At 71.1% G+C, this 20,663-nt stretch carries 17 protein-coding genes and 7 pseudogenes; 10 read left to right on the forward strand and 14 right to left on the reverse strand.

What is annotated here, in order from left to right; translation table 11 throughout:
* Window positions 1–54 precede the first annotated feature (54 nt).
* From ACZ7EC_RS00120 to ACZ7EC_RS00135, 4 genes and pseudogenes are all read right to left on the reverse strand, one after another.
* A pseudogene (locus ACZ7EC_RS00120) lies at window positions 55–684 on the reverse strand (alcohol dehydrogenase catalytic domain-containing protein); the annotation flags it as partial.
* Between the two features lie 37 nt (window positions 685–721).
* On the reverse strand, window positions 722–2,095 hold the full coding sequence (locus ACZ7EC_RS00125) for an amidohydrolase family protein (RefSeq protein ID WP_471055511.1): 1,374 nt from the start codon (window positions 2,093–2,095) through the stop codon (window positions 722–724).
* A gap of 276 nt (window positions 2,096–2,371) precedes the next feature.
* Window positions 2,372–2,620, reverse strand: a pseudogene (locus ACZ7EC_RS00130) (IS982 family transposase); the annotation flags it as partial.
* A gap of 53 nt (window positions 2,621–2,673) precedes the next feature.
* Complete coding sequence (locus tag ACZ7EC_RS00135; protein WP_471055513.1) at window positions 2,674–3,588, reverse strand: alpha/beta hydrolase; 915 nt, start codon at window positions 3,586–3,588, stop codon at window positions 2,674–2,676.
* Between the two features lie 107 nt (window positions 3,589–3,695).
* Between ACZ7EC_RS00135 and ACZ7EC_RS00140 the strand changes: the two genes are divergently transcribed.
* Together ACZ7EC_RS00140 and ACZ7EC_RS00145 are read left to right on the forward strand one after the other, a co-directional pair.
* On the forward strand, window positions 3,696–4,109 hold the full coding sequence (locus ACZ7EC_RS00140) for a MarR family winged helix-turn-helix transcriptional regulator (protein ID WP_471055516.1): 414 nt from the start codon (window positions 3,696–3,698) through the stop codon (window positions 4,107–4,109).
* Between the two features lie 99 nt (window positions 4,110–4,208).
* The gene (locus ACZ7EC_RS00145; RefSeq protein WP_471055519.1) at window positions 4,209–4,865 is read left to right on the forward strand and encodes a maleylpyruvate isomerase N-terminal domain-containing protein; all 657 of its coding nucleotides are present in this window, start codon (window positions 4,209–4,211) and stop codon (window positions 4,863–4,865) included.
* Between the two features lie 52 nt (window positions 4,866–4,917).
* On the opposite strand, the pseudogene ACZ7EC_RS00150 reads toward ACZ7EC_RS00145, so the two are convergent.
* The 4 genes and pseudogenes from ACZ7EC_RS00150 to ACZ7EC_RS00165 all read right to left on the reverse strand — a co-directional run.
* Window positions 4,918–5,127 (reverse strand): annotated as a pseudogene (locus ACZ7EC_RS00150) (IS630 family transposase); the annotation flags it as partial.
* A gap of 250 nt (window positions 5,128–5,377) precedes the next feature.
* On the reverse strand, window positions 5,378–6,658 hold the full coding sequence (locus tag ACZ7EC_RS00155) for a serine hydrolase domain-containing protein (protein ID WP_471055521.1): 1,281 nt from the start codon (window positions 6,656–6,658) through the stop codon (window positions 5,378–5,380).
* 224 nt (window positions 6,659–6,882) lie between these two features.
* The gene (locus ACZ7EC_RS00160) at window positions 6,883–7,548 is read right to left on the reverse strand and encodes a response regulator (RefSeq protein WP_471055524.1); all 666 of its coding nucleotides are present in this window, start codon (window positions 7,546–7,548) and stop codon (window positions 6,883–6,885) included.
* Window positions 7,541–8,728, reverse strand: a complete 1,188-nt coding sequence (locus tag ACZ7EC_RS00165) for a sensor histidine kinase (RefSeq protein WP_471055527.1) — start codon at window positions 8,726–8,728, stop codon at window positions 7,541–7,543. The genes ACZ7EC_RS00160 and ACZ7EC_RS00165 overlap by 8 nt, the downstream gene beginning before the upstream one ends.
* Before the next feature lie 99 nt (window positions 8,729–8,827).
* Here ACZ7EC_RS00165 and ACZ7EC_RS00170 point away from each other — a divergent pair.
* Window positions 8,828–9,070, forward strand: a pseudogene (locus ACZ7EC_RS00170) (short-chain dehydrogenase/reductase); the annotation flags it as partial.
* A 1-nt stretch (window position 9,071) separates the two neighbouring features.
* A pseudogene (locus ACZ7EC_RS00175) lies at window positions 9,072–9,686 on the forward strand (TetR/AcrR family transcriptional regulator); the annotation flags it as partial.
* Between the two features lie 383 nt (window positions 9,687–10,069).
* On the opposite strand, the pseudogene ACZ7EC_RS00180 reads toward ACZ7EC_RS00175, so the two are convergent.
* Both ACZ7EC_RS00180 and ACZ7EC_RS00185 read right to left on the reverse strand, forming a co-directional pair.
* Window positions 10,070–10,414, reverse strand: a pseudogene (locus ACZ7EC_RS00180) (hypothetical protein).
* A gap of 98 nt (window positions 10,415–10,512) precedes the next feature.
* Window positions 10,513–10,884 (reverse strand): ATP-binding protein, encoded by a 372-nt coding sequence (locus ACZ7EC_RS00185; protein ID WP_471055529.1) that lies wholly within the window; start codon window positions 10,882–10,884, stop codon window positions 10,513–10,515.
* Window positions 10,885–11,156: 272 nt separating this feature from the next.
* On the opposite strand from ACZ7EC_RS00185, the gene ACZ7EC_RS00190 reads away from it, so the two are divergent.
* Both ACZ7EC_RS00190 and ACZ7EC_RS00195 read left to right on the forward strand, forming a co-directional pair.
* Window positions 11,157–11,408, forward strand: a complete 252-nt coding sequence (locus ACZ7EC_RS00190; RefSeq protein ID WP_471055532.1) for a MarR family transcriptional regulator — start codon at window positions 11,157–11,159, stop codon at window positions 11,406–11,408.
* 17 nt (window positions 11,409–11,425) lie between these two features.
* Window positions 11,426–12,007 (forward strand): annotated as a pseudogene (locus ACZ7EC_RS00195) (pirin family protein); the annotation flags it as partial.
* Here the strand turns inward: ACZ7EC_RS00195 and ACZ7EC_RS00200 are convergent.
* From ACZ7EC_RS00200 to ACZ7EC_RS00210, 3 genes are all read right to left on the reverse strand, one after another.
* Window positions 11,935–12,543: an Rv1733c family protein gene (locus ACZ7EC_RS00200; RefSeq protein ID WP_471055535.1), complete on the reverse strand. Its 609-nt coding sequence runs from the start codon at window positions 12,541–12,543 to the stop codon at window positions 11,935–11,937. The pseudogene ACZ7EC_RS00195 and the gene ACZ7EC_RS00200 overlap by 73 nt on opposite strands.
* Before the next feature lie 72 nt (window positions 12,544–12,615).
* A complete protein-coding gene (locus ACZ7EC_RS00205) occupies window positions 12,616–12,816 on the reverse strand; it encodes a BON domain-containing protein (protein ID WP_471055537.1) in 201 nt (66 codons plus the stop codon).
* Between the two features lie 416 nt (window positions 12,817–13,232).
* Window positions 13,233–14,951, reverse strand: coding sequence for a GAF domain-containing sensor histidine kinase (locus ACZ7EC_RS00210; protein WP_471055540.1), 1,719 nt, complete (start codon window positions 14,949–14,951; stop codon window positions 13,233–13,235).
* Window positions 14,952–15,517: 566 nt separating this feature from the next.
* Here ACZ7EC_RS00210 and ACZ7EC_RS00215 point away from each other — a divergent pair.
* The gene (locus ACZ7EC_RS00215; protein WP_471055543.1) at window positions 15,518–15,976 is read left to right on the forward strand and encodes a pyridoxamine 5'-phosphate oxidase family protein; all 459 of its coding nucleotides are present in this window, start codon (window positions 15,518–15,520) and stop codon (window positions 15,974–15,976) included.
* A gap of 343 nt (window positions 15,977–16,319) precedes the next feature.
* On the opposite strand, the gene ACZ7EC_RS00220 is transcribed toward ACZ7EC_RS00215, so the two are convergent.
* The gene (locus tag ACZ7EC_RS00220; RefSeq protein WP_471055546.1) at window positions 16,320–17,225 is read right to left on the reverse strand and encodes a universal stress protein; all 906 of its coding nucleotides are present in this window, start codon (window positions 17,223–17,225) and stop codon (window positions 16,320–16,322) included.
* A 636-nt stretch (window positions 17,226–17,861) separates the two neighbouring features.
* On the opposite strand from ACZ7EC_RS00220, the gene ACZ7EC_RS00225 reads away from it, so the two are divergent.
* The 3 genes from ACZ7EC_RS00225 to ACZ7EC_RS00235 are packed head-to-tail and all read left to right on the forward strand — an operon-like array spanning window position 17,862 to window position 20,252.
* Complete coding sequence (locus ACZ7EC_RS00225) at window positions 17,862–18,740, forward strand: universal stress protein (protein ID WP_471055548.1); 879 nt, start codon at window positions 17,862–17,864, stop codon at window positions 18,738–18,740.
* A 30-nt stretch (window positions 18,741–18,770) separates the two neighbouring features.
* Window positions 18,771–19,760, forward strand: coding sequence for an Acg family FMN-binding oxidoreductase (locus ACZ7EC_RS00230; RefSeq protein ID WP_471055551.1), 990 nt, complete (start codon window positions 18,771–18,773; stop codon window positions 19,758–19,760).
* 39 nt (window positions 19,761–19,799) lie between these two features.
* Complete coding sequence (locus ACZ7EC_RS00235; RefSeq protein WP_471055554.1) at window positions 19,800–20,252, forward strand: CBS domain-containing protein; 453 nt, start codon at window positions 19,800–19,802, stop codon at window positions 20,250–20,252.
* Window positions 20,253–20,663: the final 411 nt, after the last annotated feature.

Genomic DNA, 20,663 nt, shown 5'->3' on the forward strand with positions numbered 1-20,663 from the left:
CGGCCGGGAGGACGGGCTACCCGGCGCGGGGCTCATGAGCGGCCGACCGGCGCCCAGCCCGACCAAGAGGACGTGGCCGCCCTTCGCGACGGCGGCGCGGGACAGCTCCAGGGTTGCCGTCGCCCCCACGCAGTCGATGACGGTGTCAGCACCGCAGGGTGCCGGGCCGGCGATCCGCCGGACAGCGGCGGCCGCGTCGGTTCCAGAGCGGACCGTGTGGTGCGCCCCGACGCGGCGAGCCAGTTCCAGGGCGCCGTCGTGGGTATCGGCGGCGATCACTTCAGCGGTTGTGGTGGCCCGCAGGATCTGCACCGCCAGATGGCCACGAATCCCGTGATCGGGCGAGAGTCCCGCGTCCGGCAGGGGCGCGGAACGTACCAGGTCAGCCTCCGGCCCCAAGGTGAGGCCGCTGCCCCCACCGCCCAGACAGGCCCGGCAGGCGCCGCAGGACTCCAGCGCGAATACGACCGCCGCACGTCCGGACTCCCAGCCGGTCACCTCGGGCCCGGTCGCGGCGACGCGACCGCTGATCTCGTGGCCGAGAGTGAGCGGTACAGGGAACGCTCCGGCTGGCGCGTCGAGGATCGCCAGGTCGGTGTGGCACAGCCCCACCGCGGCGACCGCCAGGAGCACCTCCCCGGCGGCCGGGCTCGGGAACGGGAAGCTCGACTCCCTCGAGGACACCCGGCGCCATACGCCGGTAGCTGCGCATCATGCGCGTTCAAGCTCCTTTCCGGCTTCGTACGGGTGACCGGTCTGCGCGTTCCGCGATACGGCGCCGGGAGGCGTCGACAAGCGCGCGGGCGGACTGCGCGTACGGTCCGACGAGCACGCCGCCGTCCTTGACGACGTCGCCGCCGACGAGGACCGTCTCGACGTCGGAGGGGCCGGCGCCGAGGACGAGGGTGGCGACGGGATCGCCGTAGCCGTCAAGGTGGGGGGCGCGCATGTCGACGACGGCGATGTCGGCCCGCTTGCCGGGGGTGAGGGTGCCGATCTCGTCGTCGAGGTGCCAGGCGCGGGCGCCGCCCACGGTGGCCAGGCGCAGCATGTCGCGCTGGTCGAGGGGCACCTCGGCGACCGCCTCGTCGCGTTCGACGGCCTCGCGGGTGGCGCGGGAGCGCTCTGCGGCCAGCGCCAGGCGCATCTCGCTGAACAGGTCGGCGCCGGCGCTCGTGGTGGTGTCGGCGCCGAGGCCGGCGGCGATGCCGTGGCGCAGGACCGCGCCGGTCGCCGGGTAGGTGCCGAGGGCCATGAGCATCTCGGTGCTCGCGGTGACGGCGACCGAGCCGCCGCTGTCGGCGATCAGGCCCAGCTCCCGTTCGGTCAGCTGGTTGGCGTGCGCGTGGTTGACGTCGGGTCCGAGCAGGCCGTGCCGGTGCAGCGCCTCGACCGAGCCAGGGAAGCCGGCCATGCCGACGTGCACGGAGATCGGCAGGCCCAGGTCGCGGGCGTACGCGAAGTCTTCCGCCGTCGCCTCGGCGGAGGTGAACGCGGGGCCGCGCAGGGCCAGGCCCATCCGCACCCGGTCGTCGGTGCCGGCTCCGAACAGCTCGTCGCGGGCGCGGCGGGCGTCATCGGGGTGGGTGCCGGTGCCGAAGAAGCCGGCGGTGTCGGTGCCGGGGCCGCCATGCAAGAAGATGGCTCGGACGCCGGAGTCGCGCAGGGCACGGACGTTGGCGTCGGTGTGCTCGGGGCTGCGGACGTTGTGCGCCCAGTCGGCGATCGTGGTCACGCCGCTGTACAGGGCCTGGAGAGCGCCCCACAGGGTGCCGGCGTAGACGTCCTCGGGAGTGTAGCCCGGAGCGAGGCCCTGCACGACTCGTCCCACGTAGCCCAGGAGCGAGGCGTTCCCGGTGCTGCCGGCGAGCGCGCCCTGCCAGACGTGCCGGTGGGTGTCGACCATGCCGGGGATGACGGCGCGGCCGCGCGCGTCGATCCGCCGCGCGCCGGCCGCCTGCTCCTCGGCGACGCTCCCGACGGCGGCGATCCTGCCGTCGCGTACGAGGACGTCACCGCCGGGCAGGTCGCCCAGCGCGGGGTCGAGGGTGACGACGTGGCCGCCGGTGATGAGGATGTCGCTGCTGCTGGACACGCGCTTCCCTTCGCCGCCGGACCATAGAGCCCGGCAGGGTGGTTCCTGATGAATACCACCACCAGCGTGCGGCGCCCGGACCAGAGCGGCAAGAAGGCACTTCGAACTGCCCTGGTATCACCCGGAGAACCACCATGGGGCCCCGCAGTGCTTCCCACGGGCGATCCAACCGTGTTGGGGGCACCCGCTACGACCAGAGGGCGTACGTCTTCCATGCCGCGGCCATCCTGGCCGCGGTCCGGCTATGGCTGCGCGGGCCCCGCCGGACAATCCCCTGTCCGTAGCCAGGGACCGGATGGCCCGTTTGACCAGGCCCAGCGCGGCCCGCGGACGCTTGTTGCAGGCGGGGCGCTGGGGCAGGTAGGGCAACAGTCCGTGCAGGTGGGCATGGGCGAAGCGCAGCCAGCGGGCCTCGCAGTGGAAGCCCAGCATGGCCTGGGCTACGGCCAGGGTGACCAGTTCGGCATCTGACTCGGTCGTCACAACCCGATGCTGGACACCCTCCCGCATCCGTGAACCCCGCATTCGGAACTACTCGCCCAGTGCTCTGACCGGGAAGGTTCGCCGGGTTGGATGCCTTACAGGTTGTTGACGTAGAAGTTGGTGAGACGTTCGACGGCGGCGTCGACGTATTCGGGCTCGTCGTACATCTCGTAGTGGCCGGCGCCCTCGATCACCATGAGGTCGACCGGGTTGGGGGCCATCTTCCACAGCTGCATGCCCGCCTCGTAGGAGCCGGTGTTGCCGGTGCGTCCGGCGAGGATGACCTGCAGTGGCTGGGTCATGAGCTGGTCGACCAGGTGGAACGCGTCGTAGCCCAGCAGGAGGGAGTCGCTGCGCGAGAGGCGGCGGTTGGTGGAGTGCTCGTTGCCGCCCCGCTCGGTGCGGTAGTAGGTAATCGCCTGCGTGGTGTCGATATCGGTCAGACCGGCTGCCGCGGCGTCCTCCAGGGTGTCGGGCAGCCAGTTCGCACGGGTGAGCTCACCGGAGCCGGCCTCTTCGATGCGCGCGTCGGCGAGGGCGTCGAGTGCGGCGGCCGGGCCGTCGGGCTGGAAGCTGCGGAACGAGGTGCCCATGTTGCCGGGGACTACGGTTCCGACCGCCTTGATGCGGTGGTCCGTGCGGGCGGTGTGCACGGCGTAGCCGCCGCCGGCGCAGATACCGAGGACGCCGATGCGCTGCGGGTCGATGCCGGGGGTCGTGGTGAGCGCGTCGATGGCGTAGGAGATGTCCTCACCGCGGCGATAGGGGTCTTCGAGGTCGCGTGGCTCGCCGCCGCTCTGCCCTTGATGAGCGGGATCGAAGACGAGCGCCGCGATGCCGCGGGCGGCGAGACGGGAGGCGTAGTTGGCGCCGATCTGCTCCTTCACGCTGCTGCCCGGGGTGGAGAGCACGACGGCGCGCAGCGGTGCGCTGCCGTCGGCGTTGTCGGGCAGGTGGAGGTCAGCGGCGAGGTCGATGGGACCGCGCGGGAGCGTGAGGTGCTGAATCATGCCTGGCTTCCTTCGTGAGATTGTTGTTCCATAGAAGTCCAGTACAAAATACAGTTTGTACGATCTGAAACTAATACGAAACTGTACCGTATGGATGGAGGGGTCGCATGTCGGTCGACGGGGCGCAGCTGTGGACGCTGAACCAGCGGCTGCTGGCAGTCGTGATGGATGCCTGCACGGAGGAGCTGGCCGAACTCGGGTTGGAGACGAAGGAGTTCTTCGTCCTGGCCGAGGTGGAGGCATCGCCGTATCCGGCCGAGATCGCGACCGCGCTGCTGCTGCCCAAGGCGAGCGTGACGGTCTACGTCCGCAACCTCGTCGCCAAGGGCTTCATCCGCCGCGAGATCGACGAGGCGGACCTGCGGCGTCACCGGCTCGTACTGACCGACGAGGGCACGAAAGCACGCGATCGAGCACTTGCAGCCCTCGCGGCGGAGTACGACCACAGGTTGGCGAGGGTCACCCCCCAGGACCGCACCGAGCTGCAGCGCATCCTTCAGGAGATGCTCTCGCCCGCATGAGTCCATGGTCACTAGTGCTGTGACCGCGAACCTTTGCCGGGTTGAGGGCCGGTGATCAAAAAGGAGGGGTCGCTTCCCCGGGCGAGGTACGGTCCTGCCATGTCCCGATCAGCCGATACTGCCCTCTCCCAGCCCTCCGTCACCGCGGACGACCTCGACCTTGCCGTGCAACTCGCTGTGGCAGTCCTTCGCGAGGCGCCCCCAGCCGCGTGGGAAGGAAAGGCCGGCTCGCTGGAATGGGACTGCTGGGAAACCGTCGAGCACCTCAGCGACGACCTCTTCGCCTACGCTGCGCAACTGGGCCCCAAAACACCGCCCTTGGATGGCGAGGTGCCCTTCGTATGGGAGAGCCGTCGGCCCGGCGGCCCAGCAAACGCCATTCACGCGAACCGCGCGGCGGGGCCCGCCGGCCTGCTGCAGGTCCTGGAAGCAAGCGGCGCGCTGCTGGTCGCCATGGTGCGCACGACGCCTCCGCAGACCCGCGCCCACCACGTCTTCGGCGTCTCGGACCCCGAAGGCTTCGCCGCAATGGGGATCGTGGAGACCCTGGTGCACACGCACGACCTTGCACAAGGGCTCGGTCTCGCATGGAGCCCGCCTGCCGATCTGTGTTCTCGGGTGCTCGCCCGGCTGTTTCCGGATGCACCGTCGCCCACGGACCCCTGGCTCACCCTCTTGTGGGCCACCGGACGCGCCGAACTACCCGGACATCCTCGTCGCACCACATGGCGCTGGGACGGCACACCCCGGGCATAGGCTCAGCTGCTCCGCCGCAAGGAGAGGTCAGGTCGGAGCTGCTGCTGAGGTCACCCCAACGGCTCCCTTTTTCGCTTCGGATGCGGGCGCGTTCCTGGCGTTCGGCGGCCAGGACGTCGCGGTGGCGGGCGTTGGCGTTGCGCCAGCACAGGTAGGCGTGCAGGGCCTTGGTCTGCACGGTGCGGTTGGGGTGGTTGGAGTTGGTGATGGTGAACTGCCTCAGCGGTCCGAAGTGGGCCTCGATCGGGTTGGCCCACGAGGCGGATGCGCCCCGGCGCGTGGCAGGCGACGGTGGCCGCCGAGTAAGGGCGTCCGACTGAGCGTCCTTGGCGGCTTCTTCCACCAGGATTCGCTCCCGTTGTTCCGCTAGTGCCGGTCTTTGGTGCCGATGCCTCAGGAAGCGGCGCGGCATGCGGGTCGTCGGCCTCTCGTGCAGAACGCGCGTGGAAGGCAGCCGTCATGGGCAGGTTGGCAGCGAGGCGGTCGGCGGAGGTGGCCAACGTCCGCGGCCCTCAACCGGTCGGGGTGTCCGAGGGCTTGGGCTTGCCGAGCATTTGGCAGGTCGCGGCGTCGACGAGGGCCTTGTTCGCGGTGGCGGCCTTCTTTTCCTTGATGCCGAAGTTCGTGATGGTGAAGACCGCGACACTACGGGTGCCGGTGGCGTCGGTGTAGATCTCACTGGAGTAGCCGGGCAGGCCTCCGGTGTGACCCCAGACCGTGCCGCAGGGCGTGTCCACCTTCAGCAGGCCCAGACCGTAGCCGCCGCCTTCCTCGGGGGCGTCCACGGTGGTGCGCATCTGCTTCATCTGGGCCTCGGGCAGCAACCGGCCGGACATGAGCGCGGTGAGGAAGCGCTGCCAGTCCTGAGCGGTGGAGACCATACCGCCTGCCGCCCACGACCAGCTCGGGTCGATGGCGGCGGTGTCGATGTTGTTTCCGGGGCGTTCGGGCCCGGCGAATCCGACGCCCTCGGGCAGGTCCACGGTCCCGGAAAGAAGGGCCTTCAGGCGCTTGGCGTCCGGCTCGTAGCCGGTCGCGTGGCGTTTCCCGGCGGGCCAGGCCGCGTCCGTGGCCAGGAACGAGTCCTTCATGCCGAGCGGCTTGGTGATCTTCTGCTCGATCAACTCTGCCAGGCTGCTTCCGGTGGCCTTTTCCAAGATCAGCCCGAGGGCCTCGTAGTTGGCGTTGCTGTAAGAGTATTTCTCGCCCGGCTCGGTCGGCGGGTCCTGCTCGGGAGTGGTGGCGAGAAGTTCCTCCGGGTTCCATGTGCGCTGCTCCTGACCGGTGAGCGAGGGCAGGAACTGGGGCGTCAGCAGGAAGTCTCCCAGGCCGCTGGTGTGGTTGAGCAGCATCCGTACCGTGATGTGCTCACCGCCCTTGACCAGGCCGGGCAGCCACTTCTCGACCGTGTCGTCGAGGCTGATCCTCTGCTGGGCGACCTGCTGCAGGACGAGGGTCGCGGTGAGCGTCTTGGTGTTGGACCCGACTCGGAACTGGTCGCCGGCGGCGAGGCGGTGGTCGTCCTTGGTCCAGGCGGCTTGCTTGGCGATCTCGACGGGCTTCCCGTCGCCGGAGTCGACCCGGACGATGACGCCCAGGGAGCCGGTGTCTGCCGCCTGCTGCGCGAGGCGGGCCAGCCGCGCGTCGGCCGCCGGGCTCGCCGCGCTTTGCCCGGCCGCCGGTTCGGCCTCGTCCGAGCAGTTCGCGAGCGCCGCGCCCAGGCAGGTCGTCAAGGCGATGGCCAGCGCTCCGCGGCGGATTCGGTGGCGGCGGGACAGTGTGGGTGCGGACATGGCAGTTCCCTTCGGCGCGTGGCGATGTGCTGCGTGCGTCGAGGGGCCGGACGATCTCCTGATGAGCGGCCGTTCGGCGGGTCCCGCGCACGCCATCCATTCAGTCAGTGGCGCGCCGCTGGTACATCGCTCGATGGCGGGCTTCCCACCGGCGCGGGGTCACTCCTTGGAGTGACCCCGCGGGGTACGGCGGCCCGCCGGCCCGCCCTCCGGCCGCAGGCGGGTCAGGACAGGGTGTTCCTGGCCAGCACCGCTGCCTGTGCCCGGCTCTGGCAGCCGGTTTTCGTGAGCACGCGGCTGACGTGCGTCTTGACCGTGTGCAGGCTCACCACGAGCCGGTCGGCGATCTCGGCGTTGCTCAGCCCGTCCCGGATCAGACGCAGCACGTCGACCTCCCGCTCGGTCAGGTCCCTCAGTCGGGCCAGGTCATGGTCGCTGGGCTGGCGCCGGCTGCTGAGATGGCCCTGGATGATCCGCCGGGTCACCGCCGGGCTCAGCGCGCTGTGCCCGGCCGCCGCGGCACGGACGGCCCCGGTCAGCTCCTCGTAGGAGCTGTTCTTCAGCAGGAATCCGGACGCCCCGGCCGCCAACGCGTCATCGACGTACTCGTCCAGGTCGAACGTCGTCAGCATGAGCACCCGGCTGCGCCCCGACCCGAGCAGACCCCGGCGGCCCAGCTCGGCCAGGGCCCACAGGCCGTTGCGGCGCGGCATGCGAATGTCCATCAGCAGCACGTCCGGCCGCAGCCGCACGCACGCCTCGACGGCTTGCTCACCGTCGTCCGCGGTGCCTGCCACGGTGATGTCCGTCTGGCTGTCCAGGATCGCGCTCAGTCCGGCGCGGATGACCGGCTCGTCGTCCACGACGAGCACACTGATCTGCTCAGGCATCCGCACGCTCCCAGGGCATCGTCGCCGCAACACGGAAGCCGCCGTCACCGGTGGGGCCCGCGATGAGTTCGCCGTCCAGCGCGCCCACCCGCTCCTCCATGCTGACCAGGCCGAGCCCGATGCCCGCGCCGGCCGCGGCCTGCCGCACGCCGCGGCCGTTCACGACCTCACACCGCAGCTCTCCACCATCTTTGCCGCGGACGGTCACCTGGACAGGCGCTCCGGGCGCGTGCCGGCGGGCGTTGACCAGTGCCTCCTGCACGACGCGGTATACCGCCAGCTGGACCGGCCCCGGCACGGACTCCGGCACGACCTCCGTCGTCAGCTCGACCGTTCCGCCCGCGGCACGGTGACTGTCCAGCAACGCGTCCAGATCACCGAGGCCCGGCACAGGCTGGAGCGGGACGGCGTCCGCGGGGTCGCGCAGCATCCGCAGCAAGTCACGCAGCTCGCCGCTGCTCTGCCGGCCCGCCGCCGCAAGGCCGTCGACCTGGGCACGGGCCCAGTCGGGCAGCTCGCCGCCGCGGGCCCGCAGCGTCTCTGCGTGCACGACGAGCAGGGTCAGCGAGTGCGCGACCACGTCGTGCATCTCACCCGCAATCCTTGTCCGCTCGCGTTGCGTGGCCTGTGCCGCCTCCAGGGCCTGTGCCCGGCGCGCGTCGGCCGCCCGCCGCTCGGCCGCGGCCAGCAGTTCCTGCCGGGTGCGCGCGGCGAACCCCATCACCCAGGCCAGCGGCATCGGGGCCAGCGCGGCGAGGACGTCCAGGCCGCCCTGGAAGTCGCCGGAGTCGGTCGTCATCCGGTTCAGCCACAGGCCGGCCACGCTCAGCATGGCGACGCCGAGGACCGCCGACACGGTCCGCCGCCAGCTCACGCCGTGGTGGCCCAGGTTGTAGAGCAGCACCGCCGGCGGCAGGAAGACCAGCGGCGACAGCTTGGCCCCCTCGCCCGCACTCCCCACCAGCGCCGCCAGAAGAGCCCCGAAACCCACGACGAAGACGGTGGCCGGCAGCCGCCGCCGCAGCAGGACAACCACCACGCCCACCGCCTCGTACGCCATGAGCGATACCCAGGCCGGCCCGGAGGTGTCCACGTACGGCTGCGACAGCAGCGCCGGCACAAACGTCAGTACGACCAACCCGGCATCGGCACCCCACCCGGGCCACCTGCCGTCCCTCATTCTCATCCGTCCGACACTACGACCTCGCACACAGGTCTTCGTCCCTCCAAAGAGCCACTTCGCGCAACCTCCCGTGCGGAGGACCGGACCAGATCCGTCGCCGAGTTGTTCGCGCCCATCCGCGAAGCGCGGCAGAAGGCCAACGGCAACCAGCTGGGCAATCCGGCCAAGGCCGGCGACGCCCTCGTGCCCATCGCTTCGGTCGAGCGCCCGCCGGCCCCCCTCGTCCTGGGCTCGGACGCACTGCGACTGGCCACCGCCGCCCGCACGGCCGCGGACGAGGACATCCGCGCAGGGGAGGCGCTCTCCCGTACGACCGACTTCGCCGACGGCGCGCAGCTTGATGCCCGGCCGCCACCACCCCGCGCCGAGCCGTCGCGCCGCCGAACGCAAAGGCGACGTCCGGGAACGGGCCATCCCCGACACCTGCGGGGCCCTGCTGGCCCACAAGGGCTACGACGCCGTGACCGTCGGCGCCATCGCCCAGGGCACCGGCATCACCCGCGGCGCGCTGTACTTCTACTACGGATCCAGGCAAGAACTGGTCACGGCACTGGTGGCCCGGACCGTCGAGTACCTGCGGGAGCGGTCGAAGGCCACCACGGAGGCCGACGCGCCGCGCCGGGCCATCGCGGCGGCCATGCAGCGCACGGTCGGGCTGTGGAATGAGCACGGCCTGGTCATGCGCACGGTGATCGGCCTGTCGTTGACCGTGCCGGAGACCGGCGAGCTGTGGAACCACACGGCTGACCTGTTCATCGCGGCTATCACCGCCGTCCTGGAACGCGCCGGCATCCAGGTCGGCACCGCACCGGACGAGGCCCCGGCGATGGCACGCGCCCTGTACTGGATGATCGAGCGGGCCTTCTACCACGCCTCACAGGAATCCCGCGAAGAGCTCCACGATGCGTCGGCGACATGCGAACACATCTGGCTGACCAGCACCGGGCCGACCACTGAGGTATCTGCCATGGACGCAGTGGGGCGCGCCACCATGAAGTTCCGGTCGGGCGTCCGTGAGACGAGCGAGGCGATCGTCGTCGCGATCACCGGCGCCCTGAGCTCCCCGCGGACCGTGCTACTCGGCAGGTACGACGACGAAGACCGTCTTCAGTGCGTCGGCCGCACGACCACCCTCGCCCAGACGGCCAGCGCTGCGGTCGGCGGTCTGCTCGCGGCAGGGCGGGGTGGACATCCGTGGACGGGCTGGACGTTCACCGCCGGGTGGGGCAGCCGGGAGACGCTCGACGTCACGCTGGTGGGGCGCGCACCCCAGGTGCACCACCACACCACTGTGGTGCGCTCCACCGCACCGCCCGGAGTGGACGGTGCCCGGCATCGTCACCACGGCCAGGCGTTGGAGTGCCTCACTCGGGACAGGGCACGGGCTCGGCGGGCGGCCGCGTTCCCGATCCGGCTTTGCCGGAAGCGGGGCCGGCGTGAGTTCCCGGTGGCGGGGCGGCGCTTGGCAGCTTCCTGGAGTCGCTTCCGCTGCTTGCGCGGGCCCGCCTTCTTCGCGGCCTTCGACTTCGGTTTCCGGGGCCGTTTCCAGATCGGCTGCTACCCCACGGGCTCGTCGGGATCGGTTTCCTGAGCCTCGGTGAGCGCGGCGGCCATCTGCTCGCGGTCGGCTCGGGCGCGGGCGAGTGCGTCGTCGGGGTTGGGGCGTTCGTCCGGGGTGTTCAGTGTCTGTTTTCTACCCTGAGCTGCGCGTTGCCCAGCTCAGGGTTCGAACAGGGACGGCTTGGGTTGTTCTGGTGCCGACCTCCGGCTTAGAGGGCGGGTCAGGAGGGTCGTCGGCCGGCAGCGTCTCCGCCGGGGTCGTCGGCCAGCTCGATGACGGCGGTGATCCGCTTGCCCACCGGTTCCCGGTGGACACAGAACGTCTGGGACACCGCCATGGTGATCTCAAGGCCGTGTCGGCCGATCCGTTCCGGGTCGGCAGCCTCGATGGCCGGCAGGGTGGTGCTGCTGTCCCACACGCTGATCTCGACGGCGCCCTCGACGATTTCCAGGTTCAGCAGAGACGGGCCTGGCGCGTACTTGCGGGCGTTGGTGACCAGCTCGCTCACGGCCAGCTGCACCATGCCCATCGCTCGTTCCGACACCGGCAGCCCGTGCACGGCCTGCACGGAGGTGAGGAAGTCGCGGGCCATGTCCCGAGCCTCAGCGATCTCCGCGCCGCCCTTGCCCTCGAACGCGATTCCGGCCCTGATGGGACGGTCGACCAGTGGGTCCTGGTCCTCATTTCGGGCAGCAGCATCCAAGGACCCGCCTCACTTCCGAAGCGCCGAGCAGTGCCCACCCCGCCTACCCCTGGAACACCGCAGCACGCGCAAACATGCGAGGTCTGTTTCCAGAAATGTGCTGCGGGTGTTCCCACTCAGGAAGGCCGGGCAGTGACACTTCCTCACCAACCACGCCCAGGGTGCTGTTCGCCATCGCGCGCGGCCCTGCCGCCCGGCTCCGCGACATCGCCGCGGTCTGCCACATCACCGAACGCACCGTGCAGAGCATCGTCACCGACCTCCACCAGGCCGGCTGCATACGCCGCGAACGCGAGGGACGGCGCACTCGCTGCATCCTCTACGCGGACGGCACCCTCCGCCATCCAGCGGAGGCACACGTGCCCGTGCGGGAACTGCTGGACGTCTTCACCTCGCACGCCGGCGGGCGCTGACCTCAGCGGTTTCGCTGTCGCACGCCCGCCTCCTGCACGGCGCCCAGCTGTGGGTGGCGCTGCCCGACGCGCACCGGCACACGGACCCGCGGTTCGAGTTCCACGCCGAGCTGCCCACGGTCACCGCGCCCGGCCTGACCGCCACGGTGCTCCTCGGGGACCTCGACGGCGCCGTCTCCCCCGGCACCGCCTACACCCCGATCGTCGGCGCCGACCTCGCACTCCACCGGGGCACGGACGTCCGCCTGCCCGTGGACCCCGACTTCGAGTACGGCGTCCTCGCGATGTCCGGGGAGGTCCACGTGGACGGCGTACCGGTACTGCCCGGCTCGATGCTCTACCTCGGCTGCGGCCGCTCCGAACTCCCCCTGCGCGCCGAGTCCGACGCCGGCCTCATGCTGCTGGGCGGCGAGCCCTTCGCCGAGGAGCTCATCATGTGGTGGAACTTCGTCGCCCGCACCCAGTCCGAGATCGAACAGGCCCGCGAGGACTGGGCGAAGGGGGTTCGTTTCGGCGAGGTGAAGGGCTACGACGGGGCTCCGCTGCACGCACCGCAGCTGCCGCCGGTACCGTTGAAGCCCCGCGGAAGGGTGCGCTGACCTGGGGCAACAGGGATTCGCGGGCCAGGGCGTCCGGAGGTGCTCAGCCTCTGCCCCCGCTCGCTCAGGTTCCGCCACTCGGGACCGATCCGCTTCCACTCCTCGTCCCATTCGGCCAAGCGCTGCCGCAGAAGCCGGCTACGGATGAGACGGCCACCTGACCAGACCGTCGCCGCGGCAACCGGGAAGATCTTCACCAGTCCCTTGTGCACCGCGCCGTCCCCGTCCGTCCACCGCACGGCTGCCCACACCCTGCCGTTGTCGTCGCCCGCACCGGCGGGCGGGGTCCTCGCAGCGTCATCGTCGAGTACGGCGGATACCGGGTGCACGTGAGCGCGCCGGGCGGCGAGTGCCGAGTCCGCCCCCTGTGCGGCCACTACACCTGCGAGAACTCCGCCGAGGAGGGCGACCGCCCAGACGGCCGACACGATCCAGGCCTCGACGACGTCGCTGTGCCGCCTGAGCGGGTTGCGCCGCCAGCGCCACAGCCACAGGGGGGCACGTTCGCGGAAGGCGCCCGTGTCATCGGTCCACACCGCCCGTCGCGTGTGTTCCTCCTGCAGAACCGTCGTCGTCAGTCATGGGCCGACCTCTGCGCATCCGGCAGTTCAGGGGTCTGGATCCGGGTGGCGAGGCAGGCCGATCAGCTCACCCCGCACATCCACCACACCGGGCACGGTCCGTGCCAGGAGGACGGCGAGCGGGCTCAGAGCCGTCTGGCGGACCCGGCCGGTGAGCGTCACAACACCGTCGTGCACTTCTACGTCGACCTCTTCCGCATGGGTGCCGAAGTTCCTGACGACGACCACGTGAGCACCTCCTCGGCTATCTCCGCGTCGTGCCGCAGGAAGATCTTGAGCAGGTCGGAGACCCCGCGGCGTGCCATGAGGCGGGCTCCTCCTCGGGCAGCAGGCCCGCCGCGGAGACCACACCGACGACACGTCCGCCGCCGTCGAGGACGGGGAGAGCGCTGGCCCGCCAGTTCTGCGTGGTCCGCACGACGTCCTTCCCGTCCGCAGGGCGACCCTGCGGGGTCACCACGTCGCTCACGACGGTGGGAGTGCCGTTCATGGCGTCCTCCAGGGGCCGGTGCGACACCTCCAGACTGCGCCTCCTAGCCAGGCTGGCGATGGGCCGAACGGCCCGTCCCGAGGACACTCCCCCGGCATGTCGGCCCCCTGAGCCGCCTCCCCGGCCCGCATCGCACGCGCGCGGTGTCAGCCGCCTATGTGACGGGGAGAGGCACCCGCCACCGCAGTGCGGCACCACCGCCGTCGGGCCTGGACACGTCGAGGTGGCCGCCCAGTTGCTCCGCGCGTTCGGCCATGTTGCGCAGTCCGCTGCGCCGGCCGTCGGGCGGAACGCCCACCCCGTTGTCCGTGACGGTCAAGGTCACCTCGTGGCCGCCGGCTGTCAGCACGATCTGAGCCCGGTCGGCTCGGGCGTGGCGGGCGATGTTGGCCAGTGCCTCGGAGAGGACGGCCACGACGTGATCCGCCACCTCGCGTGGCACATCCGTGTCGACCAGCCCCTCCATCCGGACACCGGGCGTGAAACCCAGGGCGGGGGTTTCCTCGCCCACCAGCCGCACGATGCGGGCCCTCAGCGAGTCCTCGAGTCTGCCCGGGCGCGCCCGCAGCCCGAAGATGGCGGACCTGATGATCTTGATGGTTTCGTCCAGGTCGTCCACGGCCCTCAGTACGCGCTCGGCAGCCTCCGGGTGCTCGATCAGGCGGCCCGCGCTCTGCAAGGTCATCCCCGTGGCGAAGATCCGCTGAACGGCAAGATCGTGCAAGTCTCGGGCGATGCGGTCCCGGTCCTGCAGCACGGCTATCTGCTCGGCGTCCTTGCGGCGCTCGTCCAGTTCCATGGCGATCGCGGCTTGGGCGGCGAAGCCCTGCAACATCTCGGTCTCCTTGCCGGAGAACACCGGCCGCTCGGCCTCGCGGGCGACGAGCACCACGCCTCGGACGTCCCCTTCCCCGGTGCCGATGGGCACGGCCAGGGCCGGGCCGAGCCCCTGGAAGCGCACCGGCTCCGGGGAGATGCGCTCATCATGTCGTACGTCGGCGCTGGCGACCGGGGCGGCCGCGGAGAAGGCCAGCCCCATCAAGGTCCCCGACAGGGGCAGCACCAGGCCCCTGTGCGCGTCGGCATCCTGGCCGACCGCTATCTCCACGGTGAGCGACCCCCCGTCCGCCGACGGCATGGCCACGGCCGCCAGCGCCGACCGCATGAGTTCGCGTGCCCGTTCGGCGATCAGTTTGAGAGCCTCGGTGCGTTCACTGCCGGACATCAGGCTGTGGGTGATCTCGGCGTTCGCCAGGAGCCTGCGCTCGCGCAGCCGGACGTCCTCGTACAGCCGGGCGTTCTCGATGGCCACGCCCGCCGCCACGGCCAGGGTCGACAACACCGCTTCGTCTTCCTCGTCGAAGGCCAGTCCGCCGCGCTTCTCGGTGAGGTACAGGTTGCCGAAGACCTGGTCGCGTATGCGGATCGGTACACCCAGGAAGGAGTTCATCGGCGGGTGCTGGGGCGGAAAGCCGTAGGAGGCCGGGTGCTGGGAGATCTTCTCCAGCCGGAGCGGCCGGGGGTGCCGGATCACTTCACCGAGGATGCCGTGGCCTTGGGGGTAGTGGCCGATCTCGGCGATGTGCTCCGCCGTCACACCGACGGTGTGGAAGGCCGACAGGGAACTGCCGTCGGGGCCGATGACGCCCAGGGCGGCGTATTCGGCGTCGACCAGCGCGGCGGCCGACTCGACGATGGCGTGCAGTGCCTGTTCGAGGTCCAGTTCTCGGCCGACCGAAAGCACCGCCTCCAGCAAACTGTGCACGCGGTCGCGGGTGCCCCGGACCGCGTTGATCCGGCCCTGCAGCTCCTCCAGCAGCTCGTCGAGTCTCAGCTGCGGCAGCCGTACACCGGACTCCTCGGACTCTGCCACCACACGCCTCCATGTCGCCTCGCGCGGCGAACGATGGATTTCGAGGACCTTTCCCACATTAGCCGTCCACCGACGCCGCCACAGGCTGGGAGGGCACCGGCCACCGCGGAGCCGAGAAGTGGCGTCTTGGTCCGCTACGCGTACGGCGTCACGGAGGGCGGCCGTGACCTGGCCGGCCCGCTCGGCGGCAAGGGTGCGAACCTGGCCGAGATCCTGCGGCTCGGTACTCCGGCTCGCCCGCGAAGAAATCCCGAGGAGGCGCGGTTCTTGTCGTTCGGCACCAACGATCTCCCCGGACCACATGGGGCTTCTCCTGCGACGACGTGGAGGCGGCGTCCTTCTCCGCCTGTCTCGACAAGCGCTTCCCCGGATCTGCGGGACCTCCGGTCCCCCAGCGTGCCCGACCGGCACTGGTGAGCGGGTGCGCCGTGGGCGACTGTGGGGACAGGAGCGGCACTGATCCCCCGCGGTGTCGCTCCGCCCGCCTCGTACCCCGGCGCCGACGAGCCGACCGGCGTCGGCGGGAAGGCGTCACTCCCTCTCGAAGGCTCTCGAAGAAGCAGCACATGCCCCTCAACCACGCTCCCGCGCACCGGCGCATCGACCTCGACCCGACCGAGGCGCTGCGGTTGCTGGGCAGCGTGGCGCTGGGGAGGGTCGTCTTCACCCGGCAAGCCCTGCCCACAGTCCGGCCGGTCAACCACGTTCTGGACCGTGGGGACATCGTCATTCTCACCCACGAGGGCGCGGCCCTGACCTCTCATGCCGAGGAGGCGGACGACACGGGCGTGGTCGTCGCCTACGAGGCCGACGCGATCGACCCCGACACCCATCTCGGCTGGAGTGTGGTCGTCACGGGGTACGCCCATCTGGTCACCGAACGGTCCGAACTGATGCGCATCCAGCACCTGTTGTGGTCCTGGGCGCCTGGGGAAGGCGCGGCCCAGGCCGTTCGCATCCGTCCCGAACTCGTCGCCGGCATCCTCTTGACGGCGTCGGACGGGACGGCGACGACAGCTGGCTGACGACTGCTGCAACGGCGGACGCGACTCGGCCGAGTCGGAGCCCGAAGCGGGCCGGGCGTCGGCGGGCGCCGATGACGAGCAGGCCGGCCGCACGGGACACCGCGATCAGGGCGTCCCAATCACCGGGCAGTGCGGGTGTCCCGACACGGCGACCCTGACCGAGCCGAGGGGGCTGCCGTCATCCCGCTGCGACGACGGCAGCCCAGCGCCATCGCGAGGGCACTGCGGCTCTCGCGTATCAGGCCGTATTCCGGTTCCACAGGCAGCACGTCAGCTCCAGCGGCTCCCCACAGACCTGTGGGGCCGGTGGGCTCATGGTGTGTCTCCTTCTCCGGAGCGGAGGTCAGCCGTGTGCGACGACGGCGACGGGAGCGGCGATGTGGTGCAGGGCCGAGTGGGTGACGTGGCCGATACGGGCGCCGAACGACCTGGTGCGGATGCGCCGGCCGACGACCACGAGGGAGGCGTCACGGGAGTCGTTCACGAGAACCTGCGCGGCGTTTCCGCACCGACTCGCCTCGATCACCTGGACGTCGGGGAACTTCTGCGCCCAGGGGTGGAGCACCTTGCTCAGGAGGATGGCCTGTCCGCGTTCGAGCGTGTCGTAGAGTTCGGCGTCGCCGGCAAAGCGGTAAAAGGATGTCGGCGGCTCGGGCCAGGCGTGGACGACCCGCAGAGTGGCTTTCCGCCGCGCGGCGGCGTCGAAGGCGAACTCCAGCAAGGTGTCGTCCGCTTGGTCGATGTCGAGTCCCAGCACGACGGGCCGGAAGGGTGCCGCCGCGGACGGCACCCCCGCCGGATCCATCGTGTGCTCGTCGGCGGCCTGCTCTCCCGCCCGCACCAGCACCACCGGTCGTTCGGCGCGGGCGACGACGCCCAGGCTCACCGAGCCCATCATGAACCCTTCCAGGCCGCCGAAGCCCCGCGAGCCCAGAACCAGCAGATCGGCGAAGCCCGCCGCCTCGCACAGCAGGTCGGCCGGGGTCCCGGTCAGCTGCTCGGTGGTCACCTCGATGCCGGGGTGGCGAAGCCGGATGCCGTCCGCAGCCTGGCGTGTCAACTGCTCTGCCCACTGCCGGTAGGTGTCGGGATCGAGCAGTGGTGTCCTGGCAACGAACCTGGGCGACGGCTCCGAGATGTACATGATCTTGAGGGGCAGGCCGCGGAGCAGCGCTTCTCGTGCCGCCCACTCGGCTGCGGCCCGGCTCTCGGGCGAGTCGTCGACACCTACGGTGACGGTGCGGGACATGGTCTCCACCTCCTGGGGGCGAGGGTTCCGACACCAGCGTGGCGCCGCAGTGCCGAAGGGATCAGGGGCCACACGGCCCCATGAGGGCCCGACCGACCCAAGCGTGCTCCCTGCTCGACGCCGTCGGGCTGACCGACGTACGGATCGAGGCCGGCAGCGGGCTCGACGGGTACGGGCGAGTCTTCCGTCGGCCCGGACGGACCGACGCCATCGCGGGGATCCCGAGCCGGTCCGACTGGTGCGGTCCGAGGCGCTCAACCGTCCGACGACCTCGGTGCGAGCGGTCCTCGACGTCCGTCAGCGCCCGGAGCACCGCGCCGCGCGCGTCGGACGCCGCCGTCCTGCATCCCGCCGCGTTCTCCGTCCGCGGAGCCTGACCTGTCGAGGGACGGCGGAAGGCCGGCAGGCCTCCGGTGGGGACCATTGGCCCCTGGCAGCCAGGCGCTGCCGACGCCTTCCATGGAATCGGCGACGGCGTCCTTCCGCGCCACAGCAAGAAGGAGGCAAGGGCGATGTCCGCTCCCACACCAGCGAAGAATGCGCAGCCGGGCACCTCGATGTGTGCCCGCCCGGGCGACGAGAGCGACTTCCCGGGTCCCGATGCGTACGTCCGGCACGCGGTGACCGGAGGCGGGCATGTCGGGGCCCGGTGAGCGCCGCCCGATCGTGGTGGGCGTCGATCCTGATCCCGTGCACCGGATGGCACTGGCCTGGGCGGCCGACGAGGCCGCCCGCAGACGGCTGCCGCTGCGCGCCGTCCACGTGGAGGGCGTGCCCACTCGCGGCTACCGGAGGCAGGAAGTCCCGCCGTCCTGGGAGGAGTGGAACGAGGCTCTGCACAAAGCCGGCCAGCAGGTGCTGGGGCAGGCCGTGGACTTCGTCTCGGCCCGGCACCCGCAGCTCGAGGTCGACGCGCTGCTCGCGGAGGGCGACCCGGTGTGGGTGCTGCGCGAGCAGAGCCGCGATGCCGCCGCCGTCGTGCTGGGGTCGCGGCACCCGAGCCGGAAACAGGAGGCATTCGGCTCCACGGCGGTCGCCCTGCCGGTCATGGCCCGTACGCACTGTCCGCTGGTGGTCGTCCCGGAGCCGGAACACGTCACCGAGGAGCCCGCGTACTTCGTCGTAGGCGTGGACGGCAGCGAACACTCCGGTGCCGCGGTCGACGTGGCGTTCGAGGAGGCGGCCCTGCGCGGCGCCCAGCTGCGCGCCCTGCTCGTCTGGGAGCCCGGACCGCTGAGAGTCTTCGACGAGCACCAGCCGCAACAAGAGTGCCGTCGGCTCCTGTCCGAGGTCGTGGCGGGACGCCACGACCGCTGGCCCGAGGTGGATCTGCACCACGAAGTGCTCGTCGGGCATCCCGTCCAGGTGCTCAGCGACGCCTCTGCGCATGCGTTGGGCCTGGTGGTGGGGACCCGAGGCCGCGGAGGCTTCGCCGGCATGCTGCTGGGCTCGGTCAGTCAAGGCGTGCTGCACCACGCCCGCTGCCCTGTCATCGCCGTACCGACCCGCGAGTGAACCCGCACCCCGGCACGAAGGGAAGCCGCCGTGACTGCACAACCTCTCGACGTGACCACCGTCACCGGGCTGGTGGCGGACGCCGCGGCGGCGCCCTCGCTGCACAACGCGCAACCCTGGACCTTCCGCTACCTGCGGGACACCGGTGTCCTGCAGCTGTACGCGGACCTGGAGCGGGCCTTGCCGCGAACCGACCCCGAGAACCGCGGCCTGCACGTGGGGTGCGGCGCCGCCCTGCTCAACCTCCGCGTGGCCGCCGCGGCGGCGGGGCTCGCGCCGGTCGTCCGGTTGCTGCCGGACCCGGCCTGCCCCGAGTTCCTCGCCGGGGCACAACTGTGCGGCACCGGGCCCCCTGACGGGGCGCTCGCCCGGCTGAGCACTGCGATCCACCGCCGTCACTCCAGCCGCTTCCCCTTCCGCGAGGAGACGCTCCCCATCGCCGTGCAGGAGACGTTGCAGGAGGCCGCGCTCGCCGAGGGCGCACAGCTGCTGTTCCCCGGCGCATGGCACGTGCAGTCGATCCTGGAGCTGGTGCGGGATGCCGAGGGCAGGGAGGCGCTCGCGCCGGACGTGCGTGAGGAGACGGCGCGCTGGGCGCACACCGGTTCTTCCGGCGACGCCAGGGCCGTTGACGGTATCGCCGCCGAGGCCTTCGGTCCGCGGCAACGCCGCACCTCGGTCCCCGTGCGTGACTTCGCCATCGGTCGTCCGCTGCCCCAGCGCGGCTGGGCGATCTTCGAGAGGGAACCCAACATCGCCCTGCTGGGTACGGCCCACGACAGGCCCGCGGACTGGCTGTCGGCCGGGCAGGCACTGGAGCGGGTCCTGCTCCGGGCCACGGCGGACGGGCTCGTCGCCTCGGTCACTTCCCAGCCTCTGGAGTGGCCCGAGATCCGGTGGGCCGTCCGCGACCCCGTCTCCCCCATGGCCCATGTACAGATGATCATCCGGCTCGGTCACGGCCCCGAAGGCCCCACGAGCCCACGGCGGGCGGTGGCCGATCTGCTCGACGTTCTCTGAGTGGGACCCGGCGGGCCATGGGACAGCCAGGAGGAACGCATGAAGGTTTCCGAGGTGATGACGGCTCCTCCGGTGTGCGTGCCGCCGGACTTCACCCTGGTCGAGGTGGCCCGGCTGATGGCCGAGAGCGCCGTCGGGTCCGTGCTGGTGGTCGAGGACGGGGCCGTGCACGGCGTCGTCACCGATCGCGATCTCGTCGTTCGTGGCCTGGGCGGCGGACTGGACCCGAAAGCCCAGGCGGACGCGATCATGTCGGCCCGCGTCGTCTCGGTCGAGGCCGTCGAGGATCTGGAGGCTGCCTATCGCGCCTTCCGCCGCACGGGGGTCCGCCGCCTTCCGGTCCTGGCCGCGGGCCGGGTGGTGGGCGTGCTGGCGATCGACGACCTGTTCCTCGACCTGTTCCGTCGATTCGCCGACCTGCTGGGGCCGGTTGCCTGGAGCGTCCTGCAGGAGCCTCCAGGACCGTCCCAGGAGACCGGAGCCACCGGATGAGCCCTGAACAGGCCCGGCAGGGTCCGCGCGGGATCTGGTGCCGGGCGATGTGGTGGTCGTGGAGCTGGAGACGCGGTGCCGGCCGACTGCCGGCTGGTCGAGGCGCAGGAAGCCGCCGCCAACAACGTCGAGCACCGACACGGAGCACTTGCTGCGACCGAGCGGGGCCGCGCTTCCTGCGACACGAGCGGCAATTCGTCGCCGGGGTGCGACCGCGGACGGGGACCGTTCGCTGATCGGGGTCCCGATGACCTCGACACCGAACACGAGATCCAGGTCTGCACCACGTGGGTCCGAACCGAGCCGACGGCGCCGAGAGCATCGGTCAGTGGGCAGCTCCCACACCGCGAGGGGCGCCTCGCCCTCCTGCCAGAGCTGCCGAGCCCTCCCTCGTGTGCCGGTGCCTCGACG

It is taken from the genome of Streptomyces sp. NPDC037203, from assembly GCF_055605065.1.

Excerpts from the sequence above, each read along its gene's own strand:
- ACZ7EC_RS00135 (WP_471055513.1), bottom strand. The coding sequence starts at position 3,588 with ATGATTCAGCACCTCACGCTCCCGCGCGGTCCCATCGACCTCGCCGCT.
- ACZ7EC_RS00140 (WP_471055516.1), top strand. The coding sequence starts at position 3,696 with ATGTCGGTCGACGGGGCGCAGCTGTGGACGCTGAACCAGCGGCTGCTG.
- ACZ7EC_RS00145 (WP_471055519.1), top strand. The coding sequence starts at position 4,209 with ATGTCCCGATCAGCCGATACTGCCCTCTCCCAGCCCTCCGTCACCGCG.
- ACZ7EC_RS00155 (WP_471055521.1), bottom strand. The coding sequence starts at position 6,658 with ATGTCCGCACCCACACTGTCCCGCCGCCACCGAATCCGCCGCGGAGCG.
- ACZ7EC_RS00160 (WP_471055524.1), bottom strand. The coding sequence starts at position 7,548 with ATGCCTGAGCAGATCAGTGTGCTCGTCGTGGACGACGAGCCGGTCATC.
- ACZ7EC_RS00165 (WP_471055527.1), bottom strand. The coding sequence starts at position 8,728 with ATGAGGGACGGCAGGTGGCCCGGGTGGGGTGCCGATGCCGGGTTGGTC.
- ACZ7EC_RS00185 (WP_471055529.1), bottom strand. The coding sequence starts at position 10,884 with ATGGCCCGCGACTTCCTCACCTCCGTGCAGGCCGTGCACGGGCTGCCG.
- ACZ7EC_RS00215 (WP_471055543.1), top strand. The coding sequence starts at position 15,518 with ATGCCCCTCAACCACGCTCCCGCGCACCGGCGCATCGACCTCGACCCG.
- ACZ7EC_RS00220 (WP_471055546.1), bottom strand. The coding sequence starts at position 17,225 with ATGTCCCGCACCGTCACCGTAGGTGTCGACGACTCGCCCGAGAGCCGG.
- ACZ7EC_RS00225 (WP_471055548.1), top strand. The coding sequence starts at position 17,862 with ATGTCGGGGCCCGGTGAGCGCCGCCCGATCGTGGTGGGCGTCGATCCT.
- ACZ7EC_RS00235 (WP_471055554.1), top strand. The coding sequence starts at position 19,800 with ATGAAGGTTTCCGAGGTGATGACGGCTCCTCCGGTGTGCGTGCCGCCG.